General features: G+C 64.2%; 25 protein-coding genes. 14 read left to right on the top strand and 11 right to left on the bottom strand.

Annotated features, from left to right (window positions below; all coding sequences use genetic code 11):
* The coding region (locus IQ26_RS16890) for an ISAs1 family transposase (protein WP_145719210.1) at positions 1-300 on the top strand (300 nt) is incomplete at its 5' end.
* Between the two features lie 37 nt (positions 301-337).
* Here IQ26_RS16890 and IQ26_RS16885 read toward each other — a convergent pair.
* Positions 338-796 (bottom strand): GNAT family N-acetyltransferase, encoded by a 459-nt coding sequence (locus tag IQ26_RS16885; protein ID WP_145719208.1) that lies wholly within the window; start codon positions 794-796, stop codon positions 338-340.
* Positions 797-906: 110 nt separating this feature from the next.
* Positions 907-1,275: a hypothetical protein gene (locus IQ26_RS16880; protein ID WP_145719206.1), complete on the bottom strand. Its 369-nt coding sequence runs from the start codon at positions 1,273-1,275 to the stop codon at positions 907-909.
* A 203-nt stretch (positions 1,276-1,478) separates the two neighbouring features.
* On the opposite strand from IQ26_RS16880, the gene IQ26_RS16875 reads away from it, so the two are divergent.
* The gene (locus tag IQ26_RS16875) at positions 1,479-1,781 is read left to right on the top strand and encodes a hypothetical protein (protein ID WP_145719204.1); all 303 of its coding nucleotides are present in this window, start codon (positions 1,479-1,481) and stop codon (positions 1,779-1,781) included.
* Positions 1,782-1,835: 54 nt separating this feature from the next.
* Here the strand turns inward: IQ26_RS16875 and IQ26_RS16870 are convergent, their stop codons facing one another.
* Positions 1,836-2,531 (bottom strand): XRE family transcriptional regulator, encoded by a 696-nt coding sequence (locus IQ26_RS16870; protein ID WP_029351184.1) that lies wholly within the window; start codon positions 2,529-2,531, stop codon positions 1,836-1,838.
* 452 nt (positions 2,532-2,983) lie between these two features.
* Between IQ26_RS16870 and IQ26_RS40390 the strand changes: the two genes are divergently transcribed.
* The 6 genes from IQ26_RS40390 (at position 2,984) to IQ26_RS16835 (ending at position 10,146) form a co-directional block, all read left to right on the top strand.
* On the top strand, positions 2,984-3,436 hold the full coding sequence (locus IQ26_RS40390) for a hypothetical protein (RefSeq protein WP_240547148.1): 453 nt from the start codon (positions 2,984-2,986) through the stop codon (positions 3,434-3,436).
* A 60-nt stretch (positions 3,437-3,496) separates the two neighbouring features.
* Complete coding sequence (locus IQ26_RS16855; protein WP_145719202.1) at positions 3,497-4,099, top strand: DUF6456 domain-containing protein; 603 nt, start codon at positions 3,497-3,499, stop codon at positions 4,097-4,099.
* A gap of 712 nt (positions 4,100-4,811) precedes the next feature.
* On the top strand, positions 4,812-5,792 hold the full coding sequence (locus IQ26_RS16850; RefSeq protein ID WP_145719200.1) for a glycosyltransferase family 2 protein: 981 nt from the start codon (positions 4,812-4,814) through the stop codon (positions 5,790-5,792).
* Complete coding sequence (locus tag IQ26_RS16845; RefSeq protein WP_208760174.1) at positions 5,773-7,431, top strand: hypothetical protein; 1,659 nt, start codon at positions 5,773-5,775, stop codon at positions 7,429-7,431. Before IQ26_RS16850 ends, IQ26_RS16845 begins: the two co-directional genes overlap by 20 nt.
* Positions 7,424-8,401: a lysylphosphatidylglycerol synthase transmembrane domain-containing protein gene (locus IQ26_RS16840; protein ID WP_145719198.1), complete on the top strand. Its 978-nt coding sequence runs from the start codon at positions 7,424-7,426 to the stop codon at positions 8,399-8,401. The genes IQ26_RS16845 and IQ26_RS16840 overlap by 8 nt, the downstream gene beginning before the upstream one ends.
* Positions 8,398-10,146 carry a hypothetical protein gene (locus tag IQ26_RS16835; protein ID WP_145719196.1) on the top strand — a complete coding sequence of 583 codons (1,749 nt, stop codon included), beginning with the start codon at positions 8,398-8,400 and terminating at the stop codon, positions 10,144-10,146. The genes IQ26_RS16840 and IQ26_RS16835 overlap by 4 nt, the downstream gene beginning before the upstream one ends.
* A gap of 16 nt (positions 10,147-10,162) precedes the next feature.
* Here IQ26_RS16835 and efp read toward each other — a convergent pair whose 3' ends face one another.
* Positions 10,163-10,729: an elongation factor P gene (gene efp / locus IQ26_RS16830; RefSeq protein ID WP_162457981.1), complete on the bottom strand. Its 567-nt coding sequence runs from the start codon at positions 10,727-10,729 to the stop codon at positions 10,163-10,165.
* A gap of 129 nt (positions 10,730-10,858) precedes the next feature.
* Between efp and epmA the strand changes: the two genes are divergently transcribed.
* Entirely contained in the window at positions 10,859-11,905 is a 1,047-nt protein-coding gene (gene epmA / locus IQ26_RS16825) for an EF-P lysine aminoacylase EpmA (RefSeq protein ID WP_145719192.1), read from the top strand.
* 54 nt (positions 11,906-11,959) lie between these two features.
* Here epmA and IQ26_RS16820 read toward each other — a convergent pair whose 3' ends face one another.
* The 4 genes from IQ26_RS16820 to IQ26_RS16805 form a co-directional block, all read right to left on the bottom strand.
* Positions 11,960-12,556 carry a DUF922 domain-containing Zn-dependent protease gene (locus IQ26_RS16820; protein ID WP_145719185.1) on the bottom strand — a complete coding sequence of 199 codons (597 nt, stop codon included), beginning with the start codon at positions 12,554-12,556 and terminating at the stop codon, positions 11,960-11,962.
* Positions 12,557-12,765: 209 nt separating this feature from the next.
* Positions 12,766-14,733, bottom strand: coding sequence for an acyltransferase family protein (locus IQ26_RS16815; RefSeq protein ID WP_145719184.1), 1,968 nt, complete (start codon positions 14,731-14,733; stop codon positions 12,766-12,768).
* 352 nt (positions 14,734-15,085) lie between these two features.
* A complete protein-coding gene (locus tag IQ26_RS16810) occupies positions 15,086-15,448 on the bottom strand; it encodes an SPW repeat protein (protein ID WP_145719182.1) in 363 nt (120 codons plus the stop codon).
* 199 nt (positions 15,449-15,647) lie between these two features.
* Entirely contained in the window at positions 15,648-15,869 is a 222-nt protein-coding gene (locus IQ26_RS16805; protein ID WP_145719180.1) for an alkylphosphonate utilization protein, read from the bottom strand.
* A 188-nt stretch (positions 15,870-16,057) separates the two neighbouring features.
* On the opposite strand from IQ26_RS16805, the gene IQ26_RS16800 reads away from it, so the two are divergent.
* Positions 16,058-16,411: a cupin domain-containing protein gene (locus tag IQ26_RS16800; protein ID WP_145719177.1), complete on the top strand. Its 354-nt coding sequence runs from the start codon at positions 16,058-16,060 to the stop codon at positions 16,409-16,411.
* A 120-nt stretch (positions 16,412-16,531) separates the two neighbouring features.
* Here IQ26_RS16800 and IQ26_RS16795 read toward each other — a convergent pair whose 3' ends face one another.
* Positions 16,532-16,762 (bottom strand): hypothetical protein, encoded by a 231-nt coding sequence (locus tag IQ26_RS16795; protein ID WP_145719176.1) that lies wholly within the window; start codon positions 16,760-16,762, stop codon positions 16,532-16,534.
* A 266-nt stretch (positions 16,763-17,028) separates the two neighbouring features.
* Positions 17,029-17,292 (bottom strand): hypothetical protein, encoded by a 264-nt coding sequence (locus IQ26_RS16790; protein WP_145719174.1) that lies wholly within the window; start codon positions 17,290-17,292, stop codon positions 17,029-17,031.
* A 310-nt stretch (positions 17,293-17,602) separates the two neighbouring features.
* Between IQ26_RS16790 and IQ26_RS16785 the strand changes: the two genes are divergently transcribed.
* The 3 genes from IQ26_RS16785 to IQ26_RS16780 all read left to right on the top strand — a co-directional run bounded on the left by IQ26_RS16785 (position 17,603) and on the right by IQ26_RS16780 (position 19,486).
* The gene (locus IQ26_RS16785) at positions 17,603-18,541 is read left to right on the top strand and encodes a hypothetical protein (protein ID WP_145719171.1); all 939 of its coding nucleotides are present in this window, start codon (positions 17,603-17,605) and stop codon (positions 18,539-18,541) included.
* 245 nt (positions 18,542-18,786) lie between these two features.
* Positions 18,787-18,960 (top strand): hypothetical protein, encoded by a 174-nt coding sequence (locus tag IQ26_RS39150; protein ID WP_156090938.1) that lies wholly within the window; start codon positions 18,787-18,789, stop codon positions 18,958-18,960.
* A gap of 40 nt (positions 18,961-19,000) precedes the next feature.
* Positions 19,001-19,486 carry a pyridoxamine 5'-phosphate oxidase family protein gene (locus IQ26_RS16780; RefSeq protein ID WP_145719169.1) on the top strand — a complete coding sequence of 162 codons (486 nt, stop codon included), beginning with the start codon at positions 19,001-19,003 and terminating at the stop codon, positions 19,484-19,486.
* A gap of 252 nt (positions 19,487-19,738) precedes the next feature.
* On the opposite strand, the gene IQ26_RS16775 is transcribed toward IQ26_RS16780, so the two are convergent.
* Positions 19,739-20,809, bottom strand: a complete 1,071-nt coding sequence (locus IQ26_RS16775) for a sensor histidine kinase (RefSeq protein ID WP_145719167.1) — start codon at positions 20,807-20,809, stop codon at positions 19,739-19,741.
* A gap of 236 nt (positions 20,810-21,045) precedes the next feature.
* On the opposite strand from IQ26_RS16775, the gene IQ26_RS16770 reads away from it, so the two are divergent.
* Positions 21,046-23,037 carry an AI-2E family transporter gene (locus tag IQ26_RS16770; RefSeq protein ID WP_162457980.1) on the top strand — a complete coding sequence of 664 codons (1,992 nt, stop codon included), beginning with the start codon at positions 21,046-21,048 and terminating at the stop codon, positions 23,035-23,037.
* Positions 23,038-23,043 lie beyond the last annotated feature (6 nt).

Genomic DNA, 23,043 nt, shown 5'->3' with positions numbered 1-23,043 from the left:
GAGGTCAGGGTCGAGCGGCGATGCTACATCTCCTCCCGTGTCCTCTCCGCGAAAGCCTTTGCCGAGGCCGCCAGAGCCCATTGGGGCATCGAGAACGGGCTCCACTGGGTTCTCGATGTCCAGTTCAAGGAGGACCAATCGCGCCTGCGCCGCGGCCATGGTGCCACAAACATGGCGATGGTCCGCCACCTCGCCCTCAATCTCATCCGCGCTATGCCCGGCAAACAATCCATCAAGGGAAAGCGAAAACTCGCAACCTGGGATACCGGCTACCTCTTGGCCGCCCTCCAAGCGCGTTAACCTGGACTCGTTGCCCTGAGATGACAGATGCCGCGCCCTACAACGCCATCTTGTAGCCGAGATGGCTCGCGGTGAAGCCGAGGCGCTCGTAGAAAGCGTGTGCCTCGCGTCGGCTCTTGTCAGTCGTGAGCTGGACGATGCTGCAGTTGCGCGAACGGCACGCTTCGATCGCCCATTCGACCATCCGTTTGCCGACGCCGCCGGACCGCCGGTGCCGCGCAACGCGAACGCCTTCGATCTGGCCGCGCCAGGCGCCTTTCCTCGAAATGCCCGGAAGGAAGCTGAGCTGCAGGGTTCCGACCACTTGCCCGGCTTCGACAGCCACGGCCAGCAGCTGGTTGGGATCGGCATCGATTGCCCTGAAGGCATCGAGATAGGACGGGGCGAGCGGCGTCGACGGATCTTCCCGGTCCGCGCCGAGCGCGTCGTCGGCAAGCATTGCAACAATCGCCGGCAGGTCGGGCGCTTGCGCGCGACGGAACTCGATCTCGCTCATCGAGGGGATGACATACGGCGTGGTGTCGGCGACGGCAAGTGCGATCCAGCCATTCGCGGCATGCGCGCGGCGCGACCGGCATTCGCGGCCGATGGCGTCAGCGCTTCGACTCAGGCGGCCTGCCGTGACCAGAGGCGGTGGCCGTAGCGGCGGAAGAAGCGCGCCAGGAGCCGCTGCTGCCTGGCGCGGGCGAGATCGGCGCCGCGTCTTTCCTGGCGCCAGCGCGGCATGTTGCGATAACAGGCGATGAAGCGGGCGGCGTCCTCGATCGCCTCCTCGGCCGATTGCGCCGGACGGATCGCCGCCAGGAACAGGGCCTCGCCGTGCTTCAGCCGGTCGACCACCGCCTTGCGTTGGTCATGGCCTTGCCGCGCCTTGCCTATGCCGTCGAGGCGGATGGCCGCGAAGGCCGCCAGCATGGCCGGGCTGTCGCCGGTATAGCCGCAATCGCGGGCGAATTGGGCGGAGAGGGCGTCCATCCTCGGTTCCTTGCTGCTGGCGGCCGATACGGATGCCCGGTCCCGCCGCCCATCCGTATCGTCCGGGCGGTATATCTGATATAAGCATAACTCAAAAATTGATACAAGTTAAACTTTTTTATGGGTATGAGTGGAGCCGACTCGACTCTTCGGGAAAAACCCATAATGATGTGAACAAAACAGGAACGGAGACGTATGGGGCGATGGCATTGCCGGGCAAGGAAGCGACGATCGCCGAGGTCGTCTCGATTGCGGTCGAGTGTATCGACTGCGGCCGCAACAGATGGTGGAAGCCGGCCGAGCTGAGGCGCTTCGGGGTGACCGCGCAGACGCCGCTGGCGGCGCTTTCCGGGCGCCTTGTCTGCAAGGCCTGCCGAGCCGACGGATTGCCGGGCGGGGCGGTTTCGATCCGGGCGGCGTTCATCGACGAGCAGCAGCAGCGCCGCGCCGAGGCGCGGATGCTTAGCGAGCGCGAGGTTCCCTTGGAGAGATCCAGGCGGGCTTGATGGGGTGGCGGAAACGCCATCTCCCCCGCAATGGGGGAGATAACGCCCCGCCCCTCAGTACCCCAGCAGTTCCTTGAGCGGGATGACGCGGAAGACGGCCTTGATCGCGTAGCGGTTGAAGGTCAGCGTCTTCGGCGGGTTGTACTGCTCGACGACCAGCTCGGCGGCGGTGCGCTTGACCAGCTTCTTGATGAAGGCCTTGCCGTTGCGCTCGTTTTCCTCGGGGAACATCTCGATCACCACATGGTCGCCGGGCACGGCGTCGCGACCGCCGCAATAAAGCATCTCGCCGGGCTCGTAGCGCGGCACCATCGAGTCGGAGAGCACATGCAGCGCGAACACCTTGCGCAAATGGGCGATGCCGGGCGGGCGCTGGACATAGCCGGCGACCTCGCCGTTGAAGGTGAAATCGCCGTCGTCGCCGCCGACCGCGGCGCCCAGAAGCTCGATGTCCATGGGGCCAGCGGGCAGGGGGGCGGCATCGGTGACGATCTCGGCGTCGGCGACATTGTCGGCGTCGTCGAGGAAGACGACCTCGCCCTTGCCGAGCGCCACCGGGTCGACGCGCAGGAAGGCGGCGGTCTTCAAAAGGTTCTCGGTCTTGGGCAGGTTGCGGCCGGTTTCCCAATTGCCGACGGCGGCGACGTCGGTGTCGTTGTGCTCGGCAATGTGGCGCATCACCAGGCCGCGCTGCTTGCGCGCCTTGCGGATCGCCGCCCCGACCTTGATCGACAATGAGGTTTTCGCCATGGCGCCATCTGAAACATAAGAATCGGTTTCGTCCATGAAAGAATGGCTTGCATAGATTTTTGAGTTATGCTTATATACGGCCATGCACAAGCCGCATCGCCCCATTCCGCTTTCCCATCCGTCCCGGCTGTCCTCCCCGGCCGGGACGAAGCCCGAGGCCTGCGCCTCGGATCCGGCCGCCCTGCCGTCACCGGCGGCGACCGGAACGGCCGGAGCCGCCCCCCCCCCCTCACGGCTCCGGCCACGAATTTCCGCGCGTGCAATACGGGCCTTTCGTGCATCCGCACCGAGGCGATCATCGCCTTCGACCGGCAAACGGGCAGGGCGGTTTCCGGCGCCACCCGCGCGGCGGCCGAGGCGATGCTTGGCCGCCGAAGGTAGCTCCCTGCTCCCCGTTCACGGGAGGGGGGCAGCTTCGGCATTCACGCAATTTCTTGAGACGGAAGAACACCATGACCGCCTACATCGACAAGCTACCCGAGCAAGCAGATCTGCCTGGGCAAGCAGAACTGCCTGGGCAAATCCATCCGGCAAGGCAGGGCAGGCCTGCAAGGCATGTCACGCCGGCCAGGCTGGCGCCGCCGGTCTGGCTGCCGCAGCGCCAGTTCGTGCGCGAGGTGCACGGGCCCGAAGTCTTCAAAGTGCCGGCGCCGCGTCCGGCTGCCGCCGTCGGGCGCCAGCCGCATGTCGCGGCCATGCGCTTCATCGACTGCCTGTTCAACCGCTGCCGCGCGCCGCTCGAGCTGACGCTGGAGGAAGACCCCGAAAACGACGCGCCCGGCAGCCGGCCGGGACTGGACATGCTGTGCTGCGGCCTGCGCACGGGGCCGCTGAAAAGCTACTGCGCCTATCACGCGGCGCGCTTCCGCGACCATCGCCGTACGGCTCTGGCGGATGCGGTGTGAGCCGATCGCCAAACGGGAGGCAGGTTCTGCGAAGGCGAAAATCAAACGAGGAGACTGCCCATGAGCAAGAAGACCGCCAAGGCCAAGGCGCCCAAGCCGCCGAAACTTCTCAAGGGAGAGGCCGAGCAGGTGCGCATCCGCAAGGAGATCGGCCATGATTTCGCGCTGAAGGACGACGCCTTCGGCCGCAAGCGGCTGGCGGCCGGCACGCTGGAGGCGAGGCGCGTCTACCAGGTGTCCAATGACGGCCCGACCGGCGGCATCGTGCGCGTGCGCAATGTCGACCCGCTGACCGGCATCACCTCGCTGTCGCGCCAGCAGCGCGAGGCGGGCATGCGCTACCGCGAGGATTTTCGCGTCTCGGCGCAGGACGGCGTCAAGCCGATGGCGCTGACCGAGCGCGTCGACGGCGGACGTATCGGCGGCGGCATTGCCGACAGCATCCTGTCGGCCGGCCGCGCCCATGCCGACGCCACCAGGGCGCTTGCGCATTGGGAAGTGGCGGGCGTGGTGCAAAAAGTCTGCTGCCAAGGTGAGACCGTGAAGAGCCTGGCCGAACAGATGGGAGAGGCGCGGGATGTGGTGACGAAGCTGCTCAAGGTGGGGCTGGATATGTTGGCCGTGCATTACGGGATGATGCTGATGCGGCGGCCGCGAGGATAGCAGGCAACTGGTGCCGGCGCCGGGCAATCACATGCTGGCTTGCGACCCGACAGCATTGGCCGCTGACCACCGGGGGAAGGCTGACCGATCGGTGCGACTTGCGGCGTGCCCCGACATTTTCCGTGGAACTGCCATCCCGGTCCGCCCGTTTAGATGGGAAACCAATATGGGAAGTGCCCGATGAACTTTTGGCAAATCAATACTTTGGAGTTGTGCTGCCTTCTCGCCGTTCCGCTGTCTCTCATCCTAACGGTGCTGGCGGCGGGCCTCGTCCTTGGCTGAACCTGTCAGTATCGGCTCCTGCCAACGAGACAAGCGGTCAAGCGGGAGCATCGCACAAAGCATCAGGCGAGGAGAGCTAACCCCTGCAGGATTTTCGGGACGATGAAAAGCTAGCACGCGAACCCACGCGGGTGTCGGCGCTGATCCGCGGCAGCACCAGCGTGCGCACGTCGTTGGGCGGCGTCGCAGGCTTGTAGGATGCCCTCTGGCCCTTTGTCACGGGTGCGGGCTCGATCATCTCGAAGGTCGCGCTGCGGCAGCGAGATGGCGATGTCGTTATGAGCGTGATCTGCCGGTTGTGAGACGTGCGGGCGGGGCGAGCGTGTTTAACTGATCAGTACATTGCCGCACCGCAACCTTTTCCATCTTCCTAGTTCCCCGGGGATGGGATATCCGGGTTTTCTTTACTTAGACCCTGATCGGGATCCCCTTGAAACTGATTATCCAGATACCTTGCTTCAACGAGGAAGCGTCGCTGGCGGAGACACTTTCCTGCCTGCCGCGCAGCGTGGCTGGGTTCGACGCCGTGGAGTGGCTGGTCGTCGACGACGGCAGCACCGACGGCACCGTCGAGGTGGCGCGGAAGGGCGGTGTCGACCACATCGTCCAGTTCCCCTTCAACCGCGGCCTTGCCAAGGCCTTCGTCGCCGGCATCGAACGCGCGCTGGAGGAGGGCGCCGACGTCATCGTCAACACCGACGCCGACAACCAGTACGATGCCAGCGACATTCCCGCCCTTGTCCAGCCGATCCTGGAACGGCGCGCCGAGCTGGTTGTGGGCAGCCGCCCGATCAGGACCATCGACCATTTCTCGCCGACCAAGAAATTGCTGCAGCGGCTGGGCAGCTGGGTGGTGCGCTTCACCTCGGGCGCGGATGTCGCCGACGCGCCGAGCGGGTTTCGCGCGCTGTCGCGCGAGGCGGCGATGCGCCTGCACATCTTCGATTCCTACACCTACACGCTGGAATCGGTCATCCAGGCCGGGCGCTCCGGGCTGAAGATCGTCTCGGTGCCGATCCGGGTCAATGGCGAGACGCGGCCGTCGCGCCTAGTGCGCAGCATCCCGCGCTATGTCTTTCGCTCCAGCATTTCGATCCTGCGCTCGGTGTTCATCTATCGTCCGGGCCTGACATTCTTCCTGCTCGGCCTCGTCCCCTTCGCCGTTGGCTTCTTTCTCAGCGTACGCTGGCTCGTCCTGTATTTCGAAGGCACCCAGCGCACGCATATACCCAGCCTGATCCTCGCGGCCATCATGATGATCGCCGCATTCCTGTGCTGGCTTTGTGCACTTCTCGGCGAAATCAACGGCATCAATCGAAAACTGCTCGAAGATGTGAGATACGGATTGCGGCGCAACCGTTTTGGCGGCAGTGGCAGGATCGGCAGCAGAAATGGCGGCGACAGCCAGTAAGAGCAAGGGCAAGACCGTGCAGTTTGAAGATGTCCGGCGCGGCGTTGCGAGCCTTGTCCTGGCCGAAATCCCCAAGCTGCTCACCTTGCTCGACCGCACGCCGGTCAGCGCCACCTATGGCTGCTTCGACCGCGCCTACTGGCATTACCGGATGATGGATTTCCCCTGCGGCATGTCGCAGGAATTCGTGCTGCCGCTGGCGCTTGTCTGGTCGATGGACGACCTGCCGGGCAATGTCTACCACCGCGACCCCCAGATCCGCGAATACATCCTGGCCGCCATCAGGTTTGCCGCCCGCTCGGCCCATGCTGATGGCTCGTGCGACGACTACTATCCGTTCGAACGGGCCGCCGGCGCGGCCGCCTTCTCGCTGTTCGCCATTCTCGAAACGCTCGATGTCATCGAGATTGCCGCCGATCCGGAAATCGATGCCTTCGTCCAGCGCAGGGCGCATTGGCTGGCCTCGCACACCGAAAGCGGGCGGCTCTCCAACCATGAGGCGCTGATCGTCTCCTGCCTCGAACGCGCCGGCCGCCGCTATCCCGGCGCGGGCTTCGAGGCGGCGATGGCGACGCGCCTGCGGCGGCTGCTTTCCTGGCAGCACGCCGAAGGCTGGTTCGACGAATATGGCGGCGCCGATCTCGGCTATCTCTCGCTGACCATCGGTCTGCTCGCCGACCTCGACCGGCGCCGGCCGGATCTCGACTTGAGAGGACAGCTGATCGCGGCGATCGATTTCCTGGCCAATTTCGTCCATCCCGACGGAACCGTCGGCGGCGAATATTCGAGCCGGTCGACGCTCAACTTCTTTCCGTTCGGCTTCGAGATCGCCGGCGCCTGGCACGAGGATGCGCTGCGGATCAACAACCTGGCCTTGCTGCCGCTCGTCGAGCTCAGGCCGCCCTGCTATTCGGACGACCGCATCATCGGCCATCATTTGTGGGGCTGGTTGTTCACCCTGCGGGAATTTCGCCGCGACAGGCCGCTCGACCCGCCGCAACGGACCGGCCGCGCCTGGTTCGCCGGCTGCGGGCTGTTGGTCGACAGGACCCCATCGACCATGCTGGTCGCGGCGCTGTCGCGCGGCGGCGTCTACAAATATTTCGCCGACGGCAGGCTGGTCGGCAGCGACACCGGGATCACGCTTGCGCTCAGCGGCCGTGGCAAGGTCGCCGTCACCCATCTCGGCGGTGCGACGGTCGCCGTGTCGGAAACGCATATCGACGTCTCGGGCGAGATGGCCTGGGCCAAGAGCACGCGGCTGACGCCGGCCAAGAACATCGTGCTGCGCATCGTCATGCTCGGCTTCGGCCGCTTCTTTCCCGACCTCGTGCGGCGTCTTTTGCAGAAGGTGCTCGTCACCGGCAAATCCGCCGCCCCGTTCAGCTTCCGCCGGCAGTTCGAAAAGACAGCGCAGGGATGGCTGGTGCGCGACGAGATCTCGGCCGCGCAAGGCTGGCAGGATGTCGGCAGGATCGGCATCTCAGGCCATCAAAGCTCGACCACGACGATCATGGCCCGCGTCTATCAGGAAAGCCAGCTGGTCCCGTTCATCGACCTTGCGCCGCGGCTGAAAGGCCTGGCGGCCGGCGACCGGCTGAGCTTCGAACGGCATCTGCAAGGCGGCGGCGATGCGTAAGATCGCCGGCCTGCTCGTCAGCGCGGCCCTGCTCGCCCTGCTCTATGCCTTCATCGACGTCGACGGACTGTGGCAGGCGGCGCGCGCGGCCGATCCATGGTGGCTTGTCGCCGGCATTCTGTTCTTCATTCCGCTGACGCTGTTGACCGCCTGGCGCTTCACGCTGGTCGTCATCGGCCGCATCGGCTTTGTCGAGGCCAACCGGCTGATCCTGGCGGCGAGCACGCTCAACATGTTCCTGCCGTCCAAGCTCGGCGACCTGGCCAAGGCGCATGTGCTGTCGCGCCGCCATGGCACAAGCCCCAGCATCGCCTTTGCCATCGTGGTGCTCGAAAAATCGCTCGACATGATGTCGCTGCTCGTCTGGGGCGTGTTCGGGCTGGTCGTCGTCGGCATCGGCCGCCCGGCGATGCTTTGGTTCCTGGTGCCGGTGGCCGGGCTGTGCGCGCTGCTTGTCCTTTTGATCCTGCCGCTGCGCATCCTGCCGTTTTTCCTGTCGCATTTCGGCAGGCTGCTGCCCGGCCGCCTTGCCGGGGCGCTTTCGGCCTTCGCCGGCAGTTGGCAGGAGATGTCGGAATGGTTCTGGGCGACACCGGTGCGCGCGCTCGGCGTCATCCTGGTTTCGGTGGTGATCTGGGGCGCGCATCTGCTGCAGTTCTGGCTGTTTTCGCAGGCGCTGAACGGACATGTGCCGGTGCTCGAAAACGCCGCCTTCGCCACGCTGTCGATCCTGGTCGGCCTGTTGCCGTTCACCTTTGCCGGCGTCGGCACCAGGGACGCGGCGATCGTCTATTTCTATGCACCGTATCTGTCGGCAGGCGCCGCCGCTGTGCTCGGCATTCTGGCGACGCTGCGCTACGTGCTTCCGGCCATCGCAGGGGCGCCGTTCGTCGCCGATTTCCTCGGGCTGGTGCGGCGGTCCGATCCGGCCGGCGGCGGCTTGCGGCCGTCGCGGGGACGCAAGAATTGAGCGCCCCGACGGCCGGCCAGCCTGGACTGGCCGCGTTTGTGGCGTTCCTCAGGCAGCGGCTGGAACGCCGCGACGACGAGGACCATGTCTGGCTGCCGATGTCGCTGGGCTTCGGGCTGATCGCCAGCCTGGCGTTCCTGGTGGCGGTGTTCCACGTCGAGGGAACCATCCAGGACGACGCGCGGATGTTCCTGTCCTGGATGGGCCGCTGGGACGATCCGGAGCTGCTCAAGGGCGATCTCGTCGCCGACTATTGGTATTCGGTCAGCCCCTGGCTCTACCGCGCCGTCTTCCGGGCCGGCTGGCTGGTCGGCATCAAGCCGCTCGTCTTCGTCAAGATCCTGCCGGCGCTGCTGTTTCCATTGATCGCCTACTTCAGCTACCGGCTGCTCAGGGCGATGCGGGCCGATCCGCTTGCCGCCTTCGTCGCGACGGTCTTCGTCCTCAACGTCATGGTGCGCGACGACATCGTGGTCAGCGGCACGCCTCGCGCCTTCTGGCCGCTGCTGCTTCTGGTCGGCCTCGACGGGCTGGCGCGCGTCAGGGTCCTGCAGGTCGCACTGGCGCAGCTGTTGATGGCCGGCGTCTATCCGCAGGTCGCGCTGGTCATGGCCGGGGTGATCGGACTGTCCGCGCTGACACCGTGGCAGCGCCCGTGGATCGATCTCGGCCGCCGGCGGCTGGCGCTGGTCGTGCTTGCCGCGGTGGCGACGGTCGCCGGCATCGCGCCCTTCCTACTCAGGGAGAGCCAGTTCGGCCCCGTCTTCACGCTTGCCGAGGCCAGAACGATCCCGACCTTCCTGTATGGGCGCGGCAGGGTCCTCGGAGCCGATGGCTCGGCCGACTTCCTGTGCCAGACGCGGCTCGGCATTTTCGCCGGCGGATGCAAGGGCTTGCTCGATCCGCGGCTCTATCTGCTGGTCGTTGCCAACGGGCTTGGCCCCGTTGTCCTGCTCATGCGCACGTTCCGCCCCGGCCCGGCCTCCGGCGCCCGTTCGCCGCTGCCGCTCTATCTGCTGGTCAGTTCGCTGATCTGCGCGGCGCTGTCGGCGGCGGTGCTGTTCAAGCTGCATCTGCCCAGCCGCTATGCGTCGGGCTTGCTGCTGCTGCCCTGGCTGGCCACCTTGCCGGTTCTGTCCGACTGGATCCGGTCGCGGCTTTCGCCGCAAACGCTGATCGAACGCTACAGCGGCAGGACCTTGGCTATCGGCGCCGGCATTGCGGCGCTGGCCGGCGTGCTCGCGGTCAGCATCGTCAAGACAGGCAACGCTTTGCCGGCCGACCGCGAACTGATCGCGGCGATCCGGTCGCTGCCGAAAGACGCCGTGGTCGGCGGTTTCGCCGAAGACCTCAATTTTTCACCGGTTCTGACGGGGCGTTCGACATTGTTCAACCGCGAACTCTCCATCGCCTATGAGAAAGGCTACTACCAGCAGGTGCACCGGCGCATGGAGATCATTCGCGATCTGGTGCTGACGACCGACGCGTCGGTCCTTGCCGACCGGATGCGGGAGCTTCCCGTCGACGCCCTCGTCGTCACCAAGGACACGCTTGCCCAGGCGCGGATCCCCGTGACCTTTCGCGGCTTTTTCGGTGCCGAGCTGGCGGAGATGGAGGCGCGGGCCAGCCAAAACGAGCCGACGCTCGTCGCCCGCCTGGCGCCAGGCTGCACCATGGGCGTCTACCGCGACACCGTCATGCTGGACGCGCATTGCCTGGTTCGGGAGGCCGCCGCAGCGCCGTGAGCGATCCCGTTGCCGCTCAATCCTTGGCGCGCTCCACATACGCGCCGTCCGCCGTCATTACCACCACGCGGGTGCCGGCGCTGATGTGGGGCGGCACTGTCGTGCGCACGCCGTTGGACAGCGTCGCCGGCTTGTAGGATGAGGACGCCGTCTGACCCTTGGTCACCGGCTCGGTCTCGACCACCTCGAAGGTGGCGCGCTGCGGCAGCACCAGCGATATGGCAACGCCATTGTGCTGCGAGATCTGCACCGCCATGCCTTCCGAGAGATAGGGCGCCATCTCTCCGACCACGCTTTCCGGCACCGCCACCTGATCGTAGCTTTCCGGGTTCATGAAATGGAAGCCTTCCCCGTCGCTGTAGAGGAAGGTGTGCTCGCGCTCCTCGACATAGGCGCGCTCGACCTGCTCGGTGGTGCGGTAGCGCTCCGAGACCTTCACCCCGTCGGAGATGCGGCGCATGTCGAGCTGGGTCACTGGCGTGCCCTTGCCCGGATGGATGTTTTCGGCGAAGAGGATCACATAGAGCTTGCCGTCCTTGTCGACGACATTGCCTTTGCGTAGGGAACTTGCGATGACCTTCACGGGTTTCATTCCTAAGAGCGTTGACTGGCCTGGGAGCGCCGGCTGGCGCAAATCGGCTGCGGGAGCCGTCCGGTGCGGCCTAGCGCATCTTGGCTGCAATCGCCAGTCCTCCATGCAAATCCGCTTGTCATGACCGCCGCCTCGCCCTGGTGGACGCCTGATGTTCACGCCGACCGCCGGCCGCGGCTGATCGCGCGCAATGCCATCACCGCGGCCCTGCGCGACTGGTTTGCCCGCCGCGACTTCATCGAGGTCGAGACAGCGGCGCTGCAGGTCTCGCCCGGCAACGAGGCGCATCTGTCGGCCTTCGCCACCGAGGCGATCGGGCCGGACGGGCAGCACCAGCCGCTCTATCTGCACACCTCGCCGGAATTCGCCTGCAAGAAGCTGCTCGCCGCCGGCGAGAAGCGCCTCTTCAGCCTGAGTGCCGTCTATCGCAACCGCGAGCGTGGCCCCTTGCACCACCCGTCCTTCACCATGCTCGAATGGTACCGGGCTGACGAGACCTATGAGAGCCTGATGGAGGATTGCGCCGGGCTTGTTGCGCTGGCTGCTGAACGGGCGGGCGCCAGGCGGTTTTCGTTTCGCGGCCGCGAGGCCGATCCGTTCGCCGAGCCGGAACGGTTGAGCCTCGCCGAGGCTTTTTCGCGCCATGCCGGCATTGATCTCTTGGCCACCGTGGCCGCCGACGGCAGCACCGACCGCGAGGCGCTGCACGCGGCGCTGGTTGCGGCGGGCTTACGCAACGCGCCAGACGATAATTGGGCCGACCTGTTCAGCCGGGTGATGGTGGAAAAGATCGAGCCGGCGCTGGGGCGGGGGCGTGCCACCATCCTCCATGGCTATCCGATTTCGGAGGCAGCACTCGCCAGGCCGAGCGCGGATGATGCGAGGGTCGCCGAGCGCTTCGAACTCTATTGCTGCGGCGTCGAGCTGGCCAACGCATTCGGCGAACTGACCGACGCCGCCGAGCAGCGCCGGCGCTTCACCATCGAGATGGACGAGAAAGAGCGCGTCTATGGCGAGCGCTATCCGATCGACGAGGATTTCCTCGCCGCGCTCGCCATCATGCCGCAGGCCAGCGGCGCCGCACTCGGCTTCGACCGGCTGGTGATGCTGGCCACCGGGGCGCTGCGGGTCGAGGATGTGATGTGGACGCCGGTGGCGGAGTTGTAAGAAGAGCCCGGTGCTCTACGGCGCCCCCCTGCCGTGGCTTCCATACTCACCCCCCTACTGCCCCATCAGCAAAGCGACGATGAGCAACTGCATGTTGCCGCCCTGGCCGAATTCGACCCGGTCGAAATCGCGGCTCGCCTGCCGCTGCGCCTGGGAGATTTCGGCAAGCCGCCTGGTCAGTTCGGTCCTGATCTTGCTGCAGCCGGGGTCGCCGGCGACGGTCAGGCCGACGCTCACGGATTCGATCTTGCGCACCATCTCGACTATGGTGTCGCCATGCACCTTTTCATGGGCGGCGAGGCCGGCGGCAAAAGCCTCCCAGCTCTTTTGAACGGCGGCCGGCAGCCGCCCGTTCGGCTTCGGCAAGGTATAGGTGATGATGAGCTTTGGCCGCGCCGAGGCCAGCACGCAGGCATCGCCTCGCGGCTGGTAGTCCCTGACCCAGGTCAGCTTGAAATTGGTGTACGCGATGACGCGGTGCTTGCTCTTGCCGACCATCGGCCCCCGCTCGCCGATCGAGGTATATAGTTCGAGGCCGGTCTGCCCTGAAACGGCGTAGGTCTCGACCTTTTCGATCGGCTTCCATCCTGCCTGCACCGGCGACGCCAGCAAACAGGCCAGGAGCAGATACGTCAGAACGGCTGTTTTCATGCGAATCCCCGGCTGGCGCCAATGGCGTGGCAAATTCGCAAATCACTTGGAAGAGCGCGAATTTCGGTTTCAAAGCCACTACACCAGTCTGCGTGAGATCATCAACAAAGCCGTCAGCTGCCGACGGCAAGGGCGCCGATCGGGCTGCTCGAGGCGCTGGACGACGAAGACCTGCCGTAGGCGGCGGCCGCCTCACTTGGCAGCTGTGGTCACTTGTTCGAGAACAGCGCGCGCTCGATCGCCGGCTCCAGCGTTGCCGCAAAGGGCGTTGCAAGGTGGTGGCGGTCGCGGAAGGCCAGCATGCCGTCGATGAAGACATGGCAGGTGGTCTGATCGCAAAAGCGGTTCGTCATGTCGAGATAGGTGGCGTTCGGAATGCCGCGCACGATGTCGCGCTCTTCCTTGGCGATGTCGTCATTGGCGGCCATCACCCTCTGCGTGTCGCATGCGGCCGGCGTCTGGCCACGCCACAGGGCGCGTGCCACGCATTTGTCGGCATAGCTGCTATTGAAGGGCACGTCTCTGATGACCGCGACCCTGATCCCGGCCTTACTGAACGCCCCCAGGGTCCAGCGCAGGCCGCTCCGCCACTCCTCGTTCCAATTGGCGTGCTTCAATTCATCGGGCGATTCCCGCATCATATTACCCATCGAGAATTCCGAGATCACCACCAGGCTCGGATGCAGGGCAATGATGTCCCTGATCGACTGCTCGCGCCATTGGTCGCATTCGGTGTAGTCGCGCTTCAGCCGCGAGTTCCAGGTCGTCACCCGCGAGGCGCGGCAGGAGGATTTCAGATAGGTGACGACCCGGTAGTTGTTCTTGCTGGCCGCCTCGATCAGCGGCGTCGACCAGTGGTCGGCATGCGAATCGCCGAACAGCACCACCGAGTGCTCGGCATTTTTCACGCCAAACACGCAAGGGTTCGGCTTGATGGTTTCCAGATCGAGCACGCAGCCGGCGTTGGTCGCGCGCACCGTGGAACTCTGCGCCGCGCTGCTTGCGATGACGCGCTGTTCGGGGCTGAGATTGTGCACGGCAAGGCGCGCATTGGCGTAGGTCGCCACCACGCCGGCGCCGGTCAGCATCGCAGCGGGGATGAGCGCGCGCGCCGCGTTCGCCATCAGCCAGACGTTGCGGCGGATCGGGTTCTCGATGAGATTATAGGTGAAGATGGATAGCGCCAGCGTCAATGCCCCGCAGGCAAGCCGCCCGGGCCAGGAGAGGTCGGGAACCATCATCGTCGCATAGACGATGACCGGCCAGTGCCACAGATAGAGCGAGTAGGAAAGCTTGCCAAGCCACTGCATGGGCGACAGCGACAGCACGGTGATCGGTAGGTTCTGCGCCGCGCTCCGGCTTGCACCGCTGCCGCTGAGCAACACCAGCACGGTGCCGGCGACCGGCACCAGCGCAATCACCCCGGGGAAGGGGGAATCCTCGCTCACCATCAAATAGGCGCCGGCGATCAGCGCCAGGCCGAGACATGACTGCGCTGCGCTGAGCCGCGGCCGGTCCCGCCAGAATCTTGCCGGCGCCATCGTCGCCAGCCCGCCGGCGGCGAATTCCCAGGCCCTGAGCGGCGAGAAATAGAAGGCCCAGGGCTGCGACACGGTGGTGAGCCAGGCGCAGACGGCGAACGACACCACGCCGACGAGGCCGATCACCAGGATCGCCGCGCGCTTGCCTGGGCGCAGCCATGCCGCCAGCAGAAGTAGCGCCGGCCATACGAGATAGAACTGCTCCTCGACCGAGAGCGACCAGAAATGGATGAAGGGGTTGTTCGCCGCATCGGGGGCGAAATAATCGAACGCCCAGCGGATCAGCCAGAAATTGATCGCATAGGCCGAGGCGTACATGGCGCCTTTCGAATAGAGCGCCTGTTCGTCCGGCGACAGGATGAAGTAGCCGGCGACGAGCGTGGCGAAGATGACGAACAGCGAGGCCGGCAACAGGCGCCTGGCGCGCCTTGCGTAGAACCGCCACAGGTTCAGCCTGCCATCCTCGGCGATCTCCCGCAGCAGTTGGCCGGTGATCAGATAGCCGGAGATGACGAAGAAGATGTCGACGCCGGTGAAGCCACCCGGCAGGTCCGATAGGCCGAAATGGAACGCGACGACGCCCGACACCGCCAATGCACGCAGCCCTTCGATATCAGGCCGGAACGATGCTGACACGGCGATACCTCGCGTAGAGTCGTTGAAACAAGCCACCCGTTGCGAAGACTCGACGCGATGCGCCGATATTGCAATGCAACAAATCTAACGCAGTGCAACATAAGTGGAAGTTGGCCAGGCCGGCGTGTCGGCGAAAGGCAGCCCAGCACCCAATCTAGGTTCTGCTGCACCGCGGAACCTGGATGTCAGGTCTCTGGTTTCGGAAGACGCTACAGCGGCGCACACTGGAGAGCGGCGGCCGATTTTTGCGCACAAGGGGATAGTTGGCCCGGCTCGCGGGCCTGCGTCCCGATCTCAGGCTCTAGAAGAGCCCGTCGCTCCCGCGCCGGGCTCCTCCCTTGGTCGTCACCGATCACGCATGCGCTGGCGGATGATGACGGTAGTCCCAGACTGCCCAGACCGACGCCGCGACCACCAGCACGCCGAGAACCACATGGGTTCCCATCGCGTTGACGTTCGCCGCGAAGCCGAGCAGCCAGGGCGAAACGATCAGCCATAGCCCGACAACAAGGTTCACCCACTCTTCCCATTCGGCGAATGCCGAAAGCGTGGCGAGAGCCAGGGCGCCGAGCACGATACCGGCAATCCAGGCGTTCCACGCAGGATTGGCTTCAGCAGCGAAGCCGATAATCCAGGGTGAGATGAACAGGCAGATCGCAAGGACAAGATTGATCCAATCCTGGCCCTTCTTTCCTTCCATCATTTTAATTGCCATGACAACCTCCATAGATGAAGCTTGACCAAAGCACTACGTTTCGCGTGCACCGCACGCTTACTTATTGATATAGTTGCGTTTCAATGGCCTTCAAGAGACCCGCCCCGGCGCCGGGCGCGGCGTCGGTTCCGCGCGGAACCAATGGCAGCGCTGGGCTGGGGGAGGTGAGAAGACGCAGGCATCCGTCCCTTTCAGGCGGTCACGCCTTTTTCAGGAACTCGGTTTTCAGCACCAAGCCCTTCACCTGCTTGGTGTTGCACTCGATCTCGCCGGGATTGCCGTTGAGGCGAATGTTCTTCACCAGCGTGCCGCGCTTGATCGTCTCCGACGTGCCCTTGACCTTCAAATCCTTGATCAGGGTCACGGAATCGCCCTCGTTCAGCTGGGTGCCGTTGCTGTCTCTTACGATCGCGTCCGTCATGTCGGGTCTTTCATTGGAGCCGGACACCGGACTATCCGGTGGATGGCGGCAAGGTCAAGCGTGCCGGCACGTCCCAAATTGCGCCATCGTCTCCTCGTGAAGCTGGCGGGGCACCTGCGTTGCTCATGTCAGGTGCTTCGGCTATAGGCCGGCAGCCAATGCCGACACAGTTCAAACGGAGCCCGACCATGACAGAGAAGACCATCCTTAAATTCGGCGCGGTCGAAAACGCCGAGGCGGGCGATCTCACGGGCTGGGTTGTGGTCGACGGTAGCCCGACCATGAAGACCGCCGTCCAGCACACCACCGCGGATGGCAAGGTCATATCGGGAACCTGGCAGGCCACCCCCGGCACCTACCATGCAACCTACAGCGACTATGAATTCGTGCACATGATATCAGGCCGCATCATCATCACGCCCGATGGCGGCGCGCCTGTCGAAGTCGGTCCGGGCGATGCCTTCGTGGTCGAAGCCGATTTCAAGGGAACGTGGAAGATCATCGAGCCGGTGACGAAGCATTTCGTCGTCAGGATCGGCTGAGCCGGAAGCGGACTGCGCAGTCCCATCACGGCCTGACGCGCCGCCGCCAAGCCTGTCGGGCACCGCAAGCGTGGTACGGTCAAAAAAGATAGAGCCTATCCATCAGGGATGGATGAGACTCTAGAAGTTGAAATAGATCGCCGGCGGATACGGACTGGACACATTCTTGTCGGCCGGCGCCGCCATTGCACCAGACGACGCGTTAATCCCGCCGGTGGACTTATCGTCGAGTACCGGCCGGCTTTTCTCTGCTGTGGCCGCTTTCGCATCGGTGGCAACGACTTTCGTTTTAGCCTCGACGGCTTGCGGCAGTGCGAGGACGGCGAGAAGTGCAGACAGCGCGAGTTTCATGACGGTGTCCCTCCATGGTTAACGTAAGGTTAACATTGGCCGCCGGGTCGAACGCGGCTGCTGTGTGGAACGGCGTGGAATTCTGCGGAAATTCCATGGAACTGGGTTGTGGAAAAGCGCAGGCCGCGAGGAACGGAGCAGGTGCCGGCGCTTGTTAGGCTTGCAGCCGCGTCAGGCGGCCGAGGCCTGGAGTGGCGCGGCCGAACACGGACATCTAAATTAGTCGCGCTTGGCCGCTCAATGTCGCGGCCAGCGCCAGTGTGAGCTCAATCCTTGAAGCCGGTCGAGTCGAGCAGGGCGACCTGCTTGCCGTCGATATAAAAGCGTATCACGTGAGCGTTGCCGTCGACTTCAATGCGTGTGGGTTGGATGGCCGGCGACGCAGGAGCCTGGTTTTCATATGTCGCTGCCGCGCGCGAGCCGGCAGCAGCTCGCGACGGTCCGTCCGGCCCGAAGGTCAGCAGCAGCAGTGCAGCGGATCCAGCCGCAATCGCGGTGAAGGGGAGTTTGGGAGAGGCAATCCACGGCATCGAATTATTCCTTCCTTGGTTCGGGCGGCGGTTCGTTTGCGGCCGGAGAGCCCGATTTCGCGGTTGCTCAAATCGGCCGTGCCACGACTGTGACGGAGGAAGGGGTTGCGTATTCAAGCCCAGATAGTGCGAGTTTATGACGGTTGCCCTTGCCCTCCGCGACCTTAGCGCCGCCCGCTGGGGCGAAAAGGGCAGGCGCGTGGAACGGTATGGAATTCTCCGGAATTCCTGGAATATTAGCTTATGGAAAAATAAGACGGTAACTGCTGGCACGTGTTATGCTTGTGGCGGGCATAAAGGGGCGGGTCGGATGGCACAGTATATCGCGCAGAAGCTACGGCTGACTGCGGCCCTGCTGGGAACCGTCACCCGCAAGGACCTTGCGGCGGCGTTCCGGGGCGTCAACCCGAAGACGGCGTTCGATCTCGGCCGTGCCGACAAATGGCTGCAGGGTCGCGCCCGGCCACGCGAGCTCAGTGTCTACGACGATTGGTCGAAGCTTCTCAAGCTGGAACAGCCCGGCGCCTGGATCGCCGAGAGCGACCTGCCAGGCTTCACGGCGGCGATCTGCGCCAGGCACGGCATCGAGAGGGCGGAACTGGAACGCCGCGCCGGTGCGCATTTCGAGACGGCCTCCGGGCATGAGGAGCGAAGCCTTGGATTGGCCCTGGCCGGAACCTACGCATGCTATTCGCGCGCCTTGTCGCCCTATTATCGCGGCCAACTGATCAGGGGCAGCCTGTCGATAGAGACCGGGCCTGGTGCGCACGGCCTGACTGCTGCCTATCGCGAGGTGTTGCCAACCGGGCAGCTACAGGTCGGAGGGCCGGTGACGCCAACAAAACGCGGCCTTTATGCGCATCTGAAGGAAAACGGCGGCGATGCCCATTTCTTTCTCTGCCTGTTCCCGCAGTCGCAGCCGGGAAGCGTGCTTGGCGGCTATATGTGCGGCGGCACCATCATTGGGCCGGAGCCACAGCCGTCGCTGACCAGGATCCTGATCGTACGCTTGCGCGATCCGGTACCCGAGGCATGGGGTGGCTATCTGCCCCCCGGCGGGTCGATCGCCGGGGATTTGGCATCGCTCGGCCTGTCCATAGAGCAGCCGGAAGCGGTCGACCGGCAGCTGGCGCAATTCCTCATCGGAGACAGCAGCGACGGCGGCGCCAACCAGATCCCGCCGACCGAGTTCCGGGCTATCCTCGATGTGTTCGACCGTCATTGGCTGCGCCATTCGGGCCAGGTCTGACCACAGCAAAGGTGAGCCACTGGTGTCGTCATGACTGTGACGGGAGGCTCACAAAAATGGCAGGCACAATGCCCGCCATTTCGGCTGGCAAGACGGCGACGGTCAGTTGGCGCCGCCGAGCTGTTTGGTCATCTTGCAGAAATTATCGTGCTCCTTGGCAATGGCCGCACCCGTGCGAGCGAGATGCCAGACCGAAAGGCGGAACCTATCGCCGTGTCCAGCGGTTGTGTCGAGGAAGGCGGCCCATGTCCCTCACGGTCCGAACCACGCTCTGCGACATTCGAGACGATCTGCACGCTCTGCGCAGGATGGTGGCAGCCCGTGGTCACATCGAGACGATCCAGGCCATCGATGCGCTGATCGGCGTCGCCGAGGCAGAGGCGGTCCAGGCCATCCGCCGTATCGACCAGCTTGCCTGACCGGCAGCAGGCGCGAACACCTACGTAAAGAACAATCGCAATGAATATCAGGGAGATGACGCGGCCAGAATGCATTGCCCTGTTGAGATCGGCCAGGCTTGGCTGCCTGGCCTGCGTCAGGGACAAGCGGCCTTACGTGGTGCCGATCCATTTTGCCTTCGGCGACGATTTCATTTTCAGCTTCTCGCTGCCCGGCAAGAAGGTCGAGTGGATGCGGGGCAACCCGCACGTCTGCCTGCAGGTCGACGATGTCGGCAGCGTCCACGGCTGGAAGAGCGTCGTCGTCGACGGCCTCTTTGAGGACCTGCCGAAGACGCCCGCCCTGGACCGGACGGCTCCTGCCATCGACCAGTTGGCTCCCTTGTCGGATCATGAGCGTGAATTTGCCTGGTCGCTGCTGCAGAAGCATGCCAACTGGTGGGAGCCCGGCGCGCTCAATCTGGGCGCGACGCTGGTCACGGCGGACAGCCATCTATTCTACCAGATCAAGATAGAGACGATTTCGGGACGGCAGGCGTTTCGGTAGGCCTATGGCCGGGTAGCGCCCGGGGTCTATGTCAAATGACGTACCCGTTGCCGGGCGGAGGCGCAAAAAAACCCGCGCTCCGGAGGGGGATCGGGAAGCGGGCTCTTTAGCGACCGAACGCTTGGGATGTTCGGTATCTCAATTAACACAGCAGCGAAGGATTGGTTCCATCCGGAATCACCTAATTCGCCACAGGGTGCGCAGAACCATGATCCTCCCTGGAAGCGCTGCGATTCCATAGGATGGATTAGGCTACGCTGCCCGCGGTATGCGTGAGGTGAACGTCGCCCTGGTCACCGACACGCTGGTGCCGCTGGTGTCGCTGATGACCTCGATCTTGGCCTCCAACTGCTTGACCAGCGCCTCGACGATGGCTGTTCCCAGGCCCGCACTCGGCGCCTCGCTGGTGAGTTTGCCGGCGCCGTTGTCCGACACTGTCAGCTTCCAGTCGTCGCCGTCGGTTTCGTAAGACACCTGGATCAGCGCCTTGGCCTTCTCCATCGGGAAGGCATATTTGATCGCGTTGAGAACGAGCTCGGTGACGATCAGGCCAAGGCTCACCGCCTTCTGCGAGTCTATCCTGCCGCCTTGTGCCGTGACGTTGACCGCGATCGGCTGGTCTTCACCAACCATCGAGACGGCCAGGCTGCTGCACAGCTTCGAAAGATAGGACACGACATCGATCTCTTCGACGCCGGTCGACGTGTGGAGGTGACGCTGCACTTCGGCGACCGACAGAACCCGCTGATGGGCATCCGTCAAATGCTGACGAGTTTCCTCTGATGTGACCGAGCGGGCCTTCAACAAAAGGATACTGGCGATGATCTGCAGGCTGTTGGCGACCCGGTGCTCCATTTCGCGCAGCAGCATATCCTTTTGCCGCAGCAGGTCTTCGGTACGGCCGAGAAGCTCTTCCTTTTCCCTTTCGATGGCACGGCGGGCCGTGATGTCGTTGAAGGCGAGCAGGATGGTCACGGCTGAACTGTGGTCGTAGAGAACCTTTCGGGCGTTGAGCAGCATCGTGCGCGGACCGATATTGGGGAAATCATGCTCGACCTCGAAGCCGTCCATGGCGGTCTTCTCGGGGATGATCGTCTCCAGGAGCAGGCGGAGCGCTGGAATGTCCCACTGGCCGTCGCCGAGCGCGTAGAGCAGCGAGCCGTGTGTCTGCTCGGGGTCGACCTTGAAGGTCTGATAGAAGGAGCGGCTGGCCGCGAGCACGCGAAACTTCTCGTCAAGGACAAGGAAGGGTTCGACGACCGTATTGACGATGGCCTGTGCCAGCGTCTGCGCGTCTTCAATACTGGCGATGGGACGAAACAATGCTTGCAGCCGATCTGGGGATTTGCCCCTCTTGAAGGCCTATACACTGTTGCCGGGCCGATGTCGCGGAACGAATCGGCGGAGGTGCCGGCCTGCCTCTGCCCTTGTGGAGTGAGCAGCCGGTTGGCGAAGCGCGTCCCTTGCTGCTCGCGCCGTCAGGCCCCGGCGCGAAAGAAGCGAAGTTGCATGCCAGCTAAATATGCCTGATCATCGTGTTGACAGGGTGGAGGCATCAAGTGGCGGCCAATCGTCGAAACGGCATGCACCCGTCGGACCCCGGGCTGGTGGGCATTGTTTCCGCTGCCAGGGCCCTTCCGCGCATGTCATTGCCCACCGTCGCGACTGTCGTGGCGGCGGTCGCGGCCCTGTATTTCGGGCGCGAGGTTTTCCTGCCGATCGCAATCGCTCTGCTGCTTACCTTTGCGCTTGCACCCATGGTTTCGGCACTCAAACGAGTCGGCATTCCCCGCCTTCCTGCGGTCATCGCCAGTGTGCTGGGCGCGTTCACGGTCCTTGCGCTGTTCTCCTTCATTGTAGCCACGCAGGTCGGCGAACTGGCGCAGAACATTCCGCTCTACCAGTCAAATATCCTGACCAAGGTCAGGTCCCTCAAGGAGACCGGCGTCGGCGGCGGCATCATTGCCAGGCTGAGCGGGGTGATCGAACGCGTTGGCCAGGAACTCAACAGGCAGGAAACCTCACAGCCCGCCGCGGATCAGCCACGGCGCGAGCCAGTGCCTGTCGAGATCATCGCGCGCGAAAGGCCGCTCCAGGTCCTCCAGAACCTGATCGGGCCGCTGATCAGCCCGCTGGCATCGGCCGGTCTGATCGTCGTCGTCGTCATCTTCATGCTGCTCGAGCGCGAGGACCTGCGCGATCGTTTCATACGCCTCGTCGGTTACGGCGACCTTCATCGGACCACCGAGGCGCTCCAGGAAGCGGGCAAGCGGGTCGGTCGATATCTGCTCATGCAATTGGTCGTGAATATCATCTATGCCATACCGATTACGGCAGGGCTTTGGATTTTGGGCATACCCAATGCACTGCTGTGGGGATTGCTGGCGCTGGCGCTGCGCTTTGTTCCCTATATCGGCCCGATCATTGGTGCGCTGCTGCCTCTGTTCCTGGCGCTTGCCGTGGCTCCCGGCTGGTCGCTCGTGCTGTGGACCGCCGGGCTGTTCGTGGCCATGGAAATGATAACCGGCAACGTCGTCGAACCGTGGCTCTACGGTTCACGAACGGGGCTTTCACCATTGGCCATCATCGTTGCGGCTATCTTCTGGACCTGGCTTTGGGGGCCGCTGGGCCTGGTTCTGTCGACGCCGCTCACTGTCTGTCTCGTCGTGCTCGGCAGGCACGTGCCGCAGTTCGAATTCCTCGACGTTCTGTTCGGCAACGAACCCGTACTCGAACCGCATGCTCGGCTCTACCAACGGCTATTGGCCGGTGATCCAGAGGAAGCCACAGATCACGCCGAGGAGATCCTGGAGGAAAAATATCTGTTCGAATTCTATGACAAGGTCGCCATTCCGGCACTTCTGCTCGGTGAACAGGATCGCGTGCGCGGTGTCATGGGCGATGAGCAGAGACGGCAGGTGGCGGCCAGTGCGCAGACGCTGGTGGCGAACCTCGACGACAGCGCACAGGAGGAAGCGCAGGAGGATGATGATCCGGCTGCGGCCGAGCCTGCCACAGCGGACAAGGAAAAGCAGGCCCAAGGGGAGGGCGAGGACGACACCGAACTGCCGGATGGCACGGATATGTCGGTGCTTTGTGCCGGCGGCCGCGGGGAACTTGATGATGCCGCCGCCGCCATGCTGGCGCAGGTGCTCGAAGTCCAGGGGGCGACGGTCTCGAAGGCGAGCTTTGCCGACATGGAACCGGCGAACATTCGCCGGCTCGAGCTCGATACTGTCGACACTGTGGTGGCCGGATTCCTGAACCCGGACTCCGTCAAGCACGCTCGTTTCCTAGTTCGTCGGTTAAAACGGGCCAAGCCGGCGCTGCGGGTAGGCATCGTGTTCTGGTCGGAGGACGACGACGACAAGGAGACAGCCGTCAAATTGGCCAATGACATCAACGCCGATTTTGTGGCGTATGGCATGGTCGATGCCGTTCTGGGCGCGTTGTCGAGCGATCCGCCCGTCGCCCTGAAGGTCGCCGCCAAGCGCCGCATGCGCCGCCGGCCGCGCCCTGCCAAGAAAGCGCCGCTTGCCGCCGCAGGCTGAGACCGT

This window comes from Mesorhizobium tianshanense, assembly GCF_007830515.1.
Lineage (GTDB): Bacteria > Pseudomonadota > Alphaproteobacteria > Rhizobiales > Rhizobiaceae > Mesorhizobium > Mesorhizobium tianshanense.
Note: the sequence above shows the minus strand (reverse complement) of the source record. Positions and strands in the feature narration are given on the sequence as shown.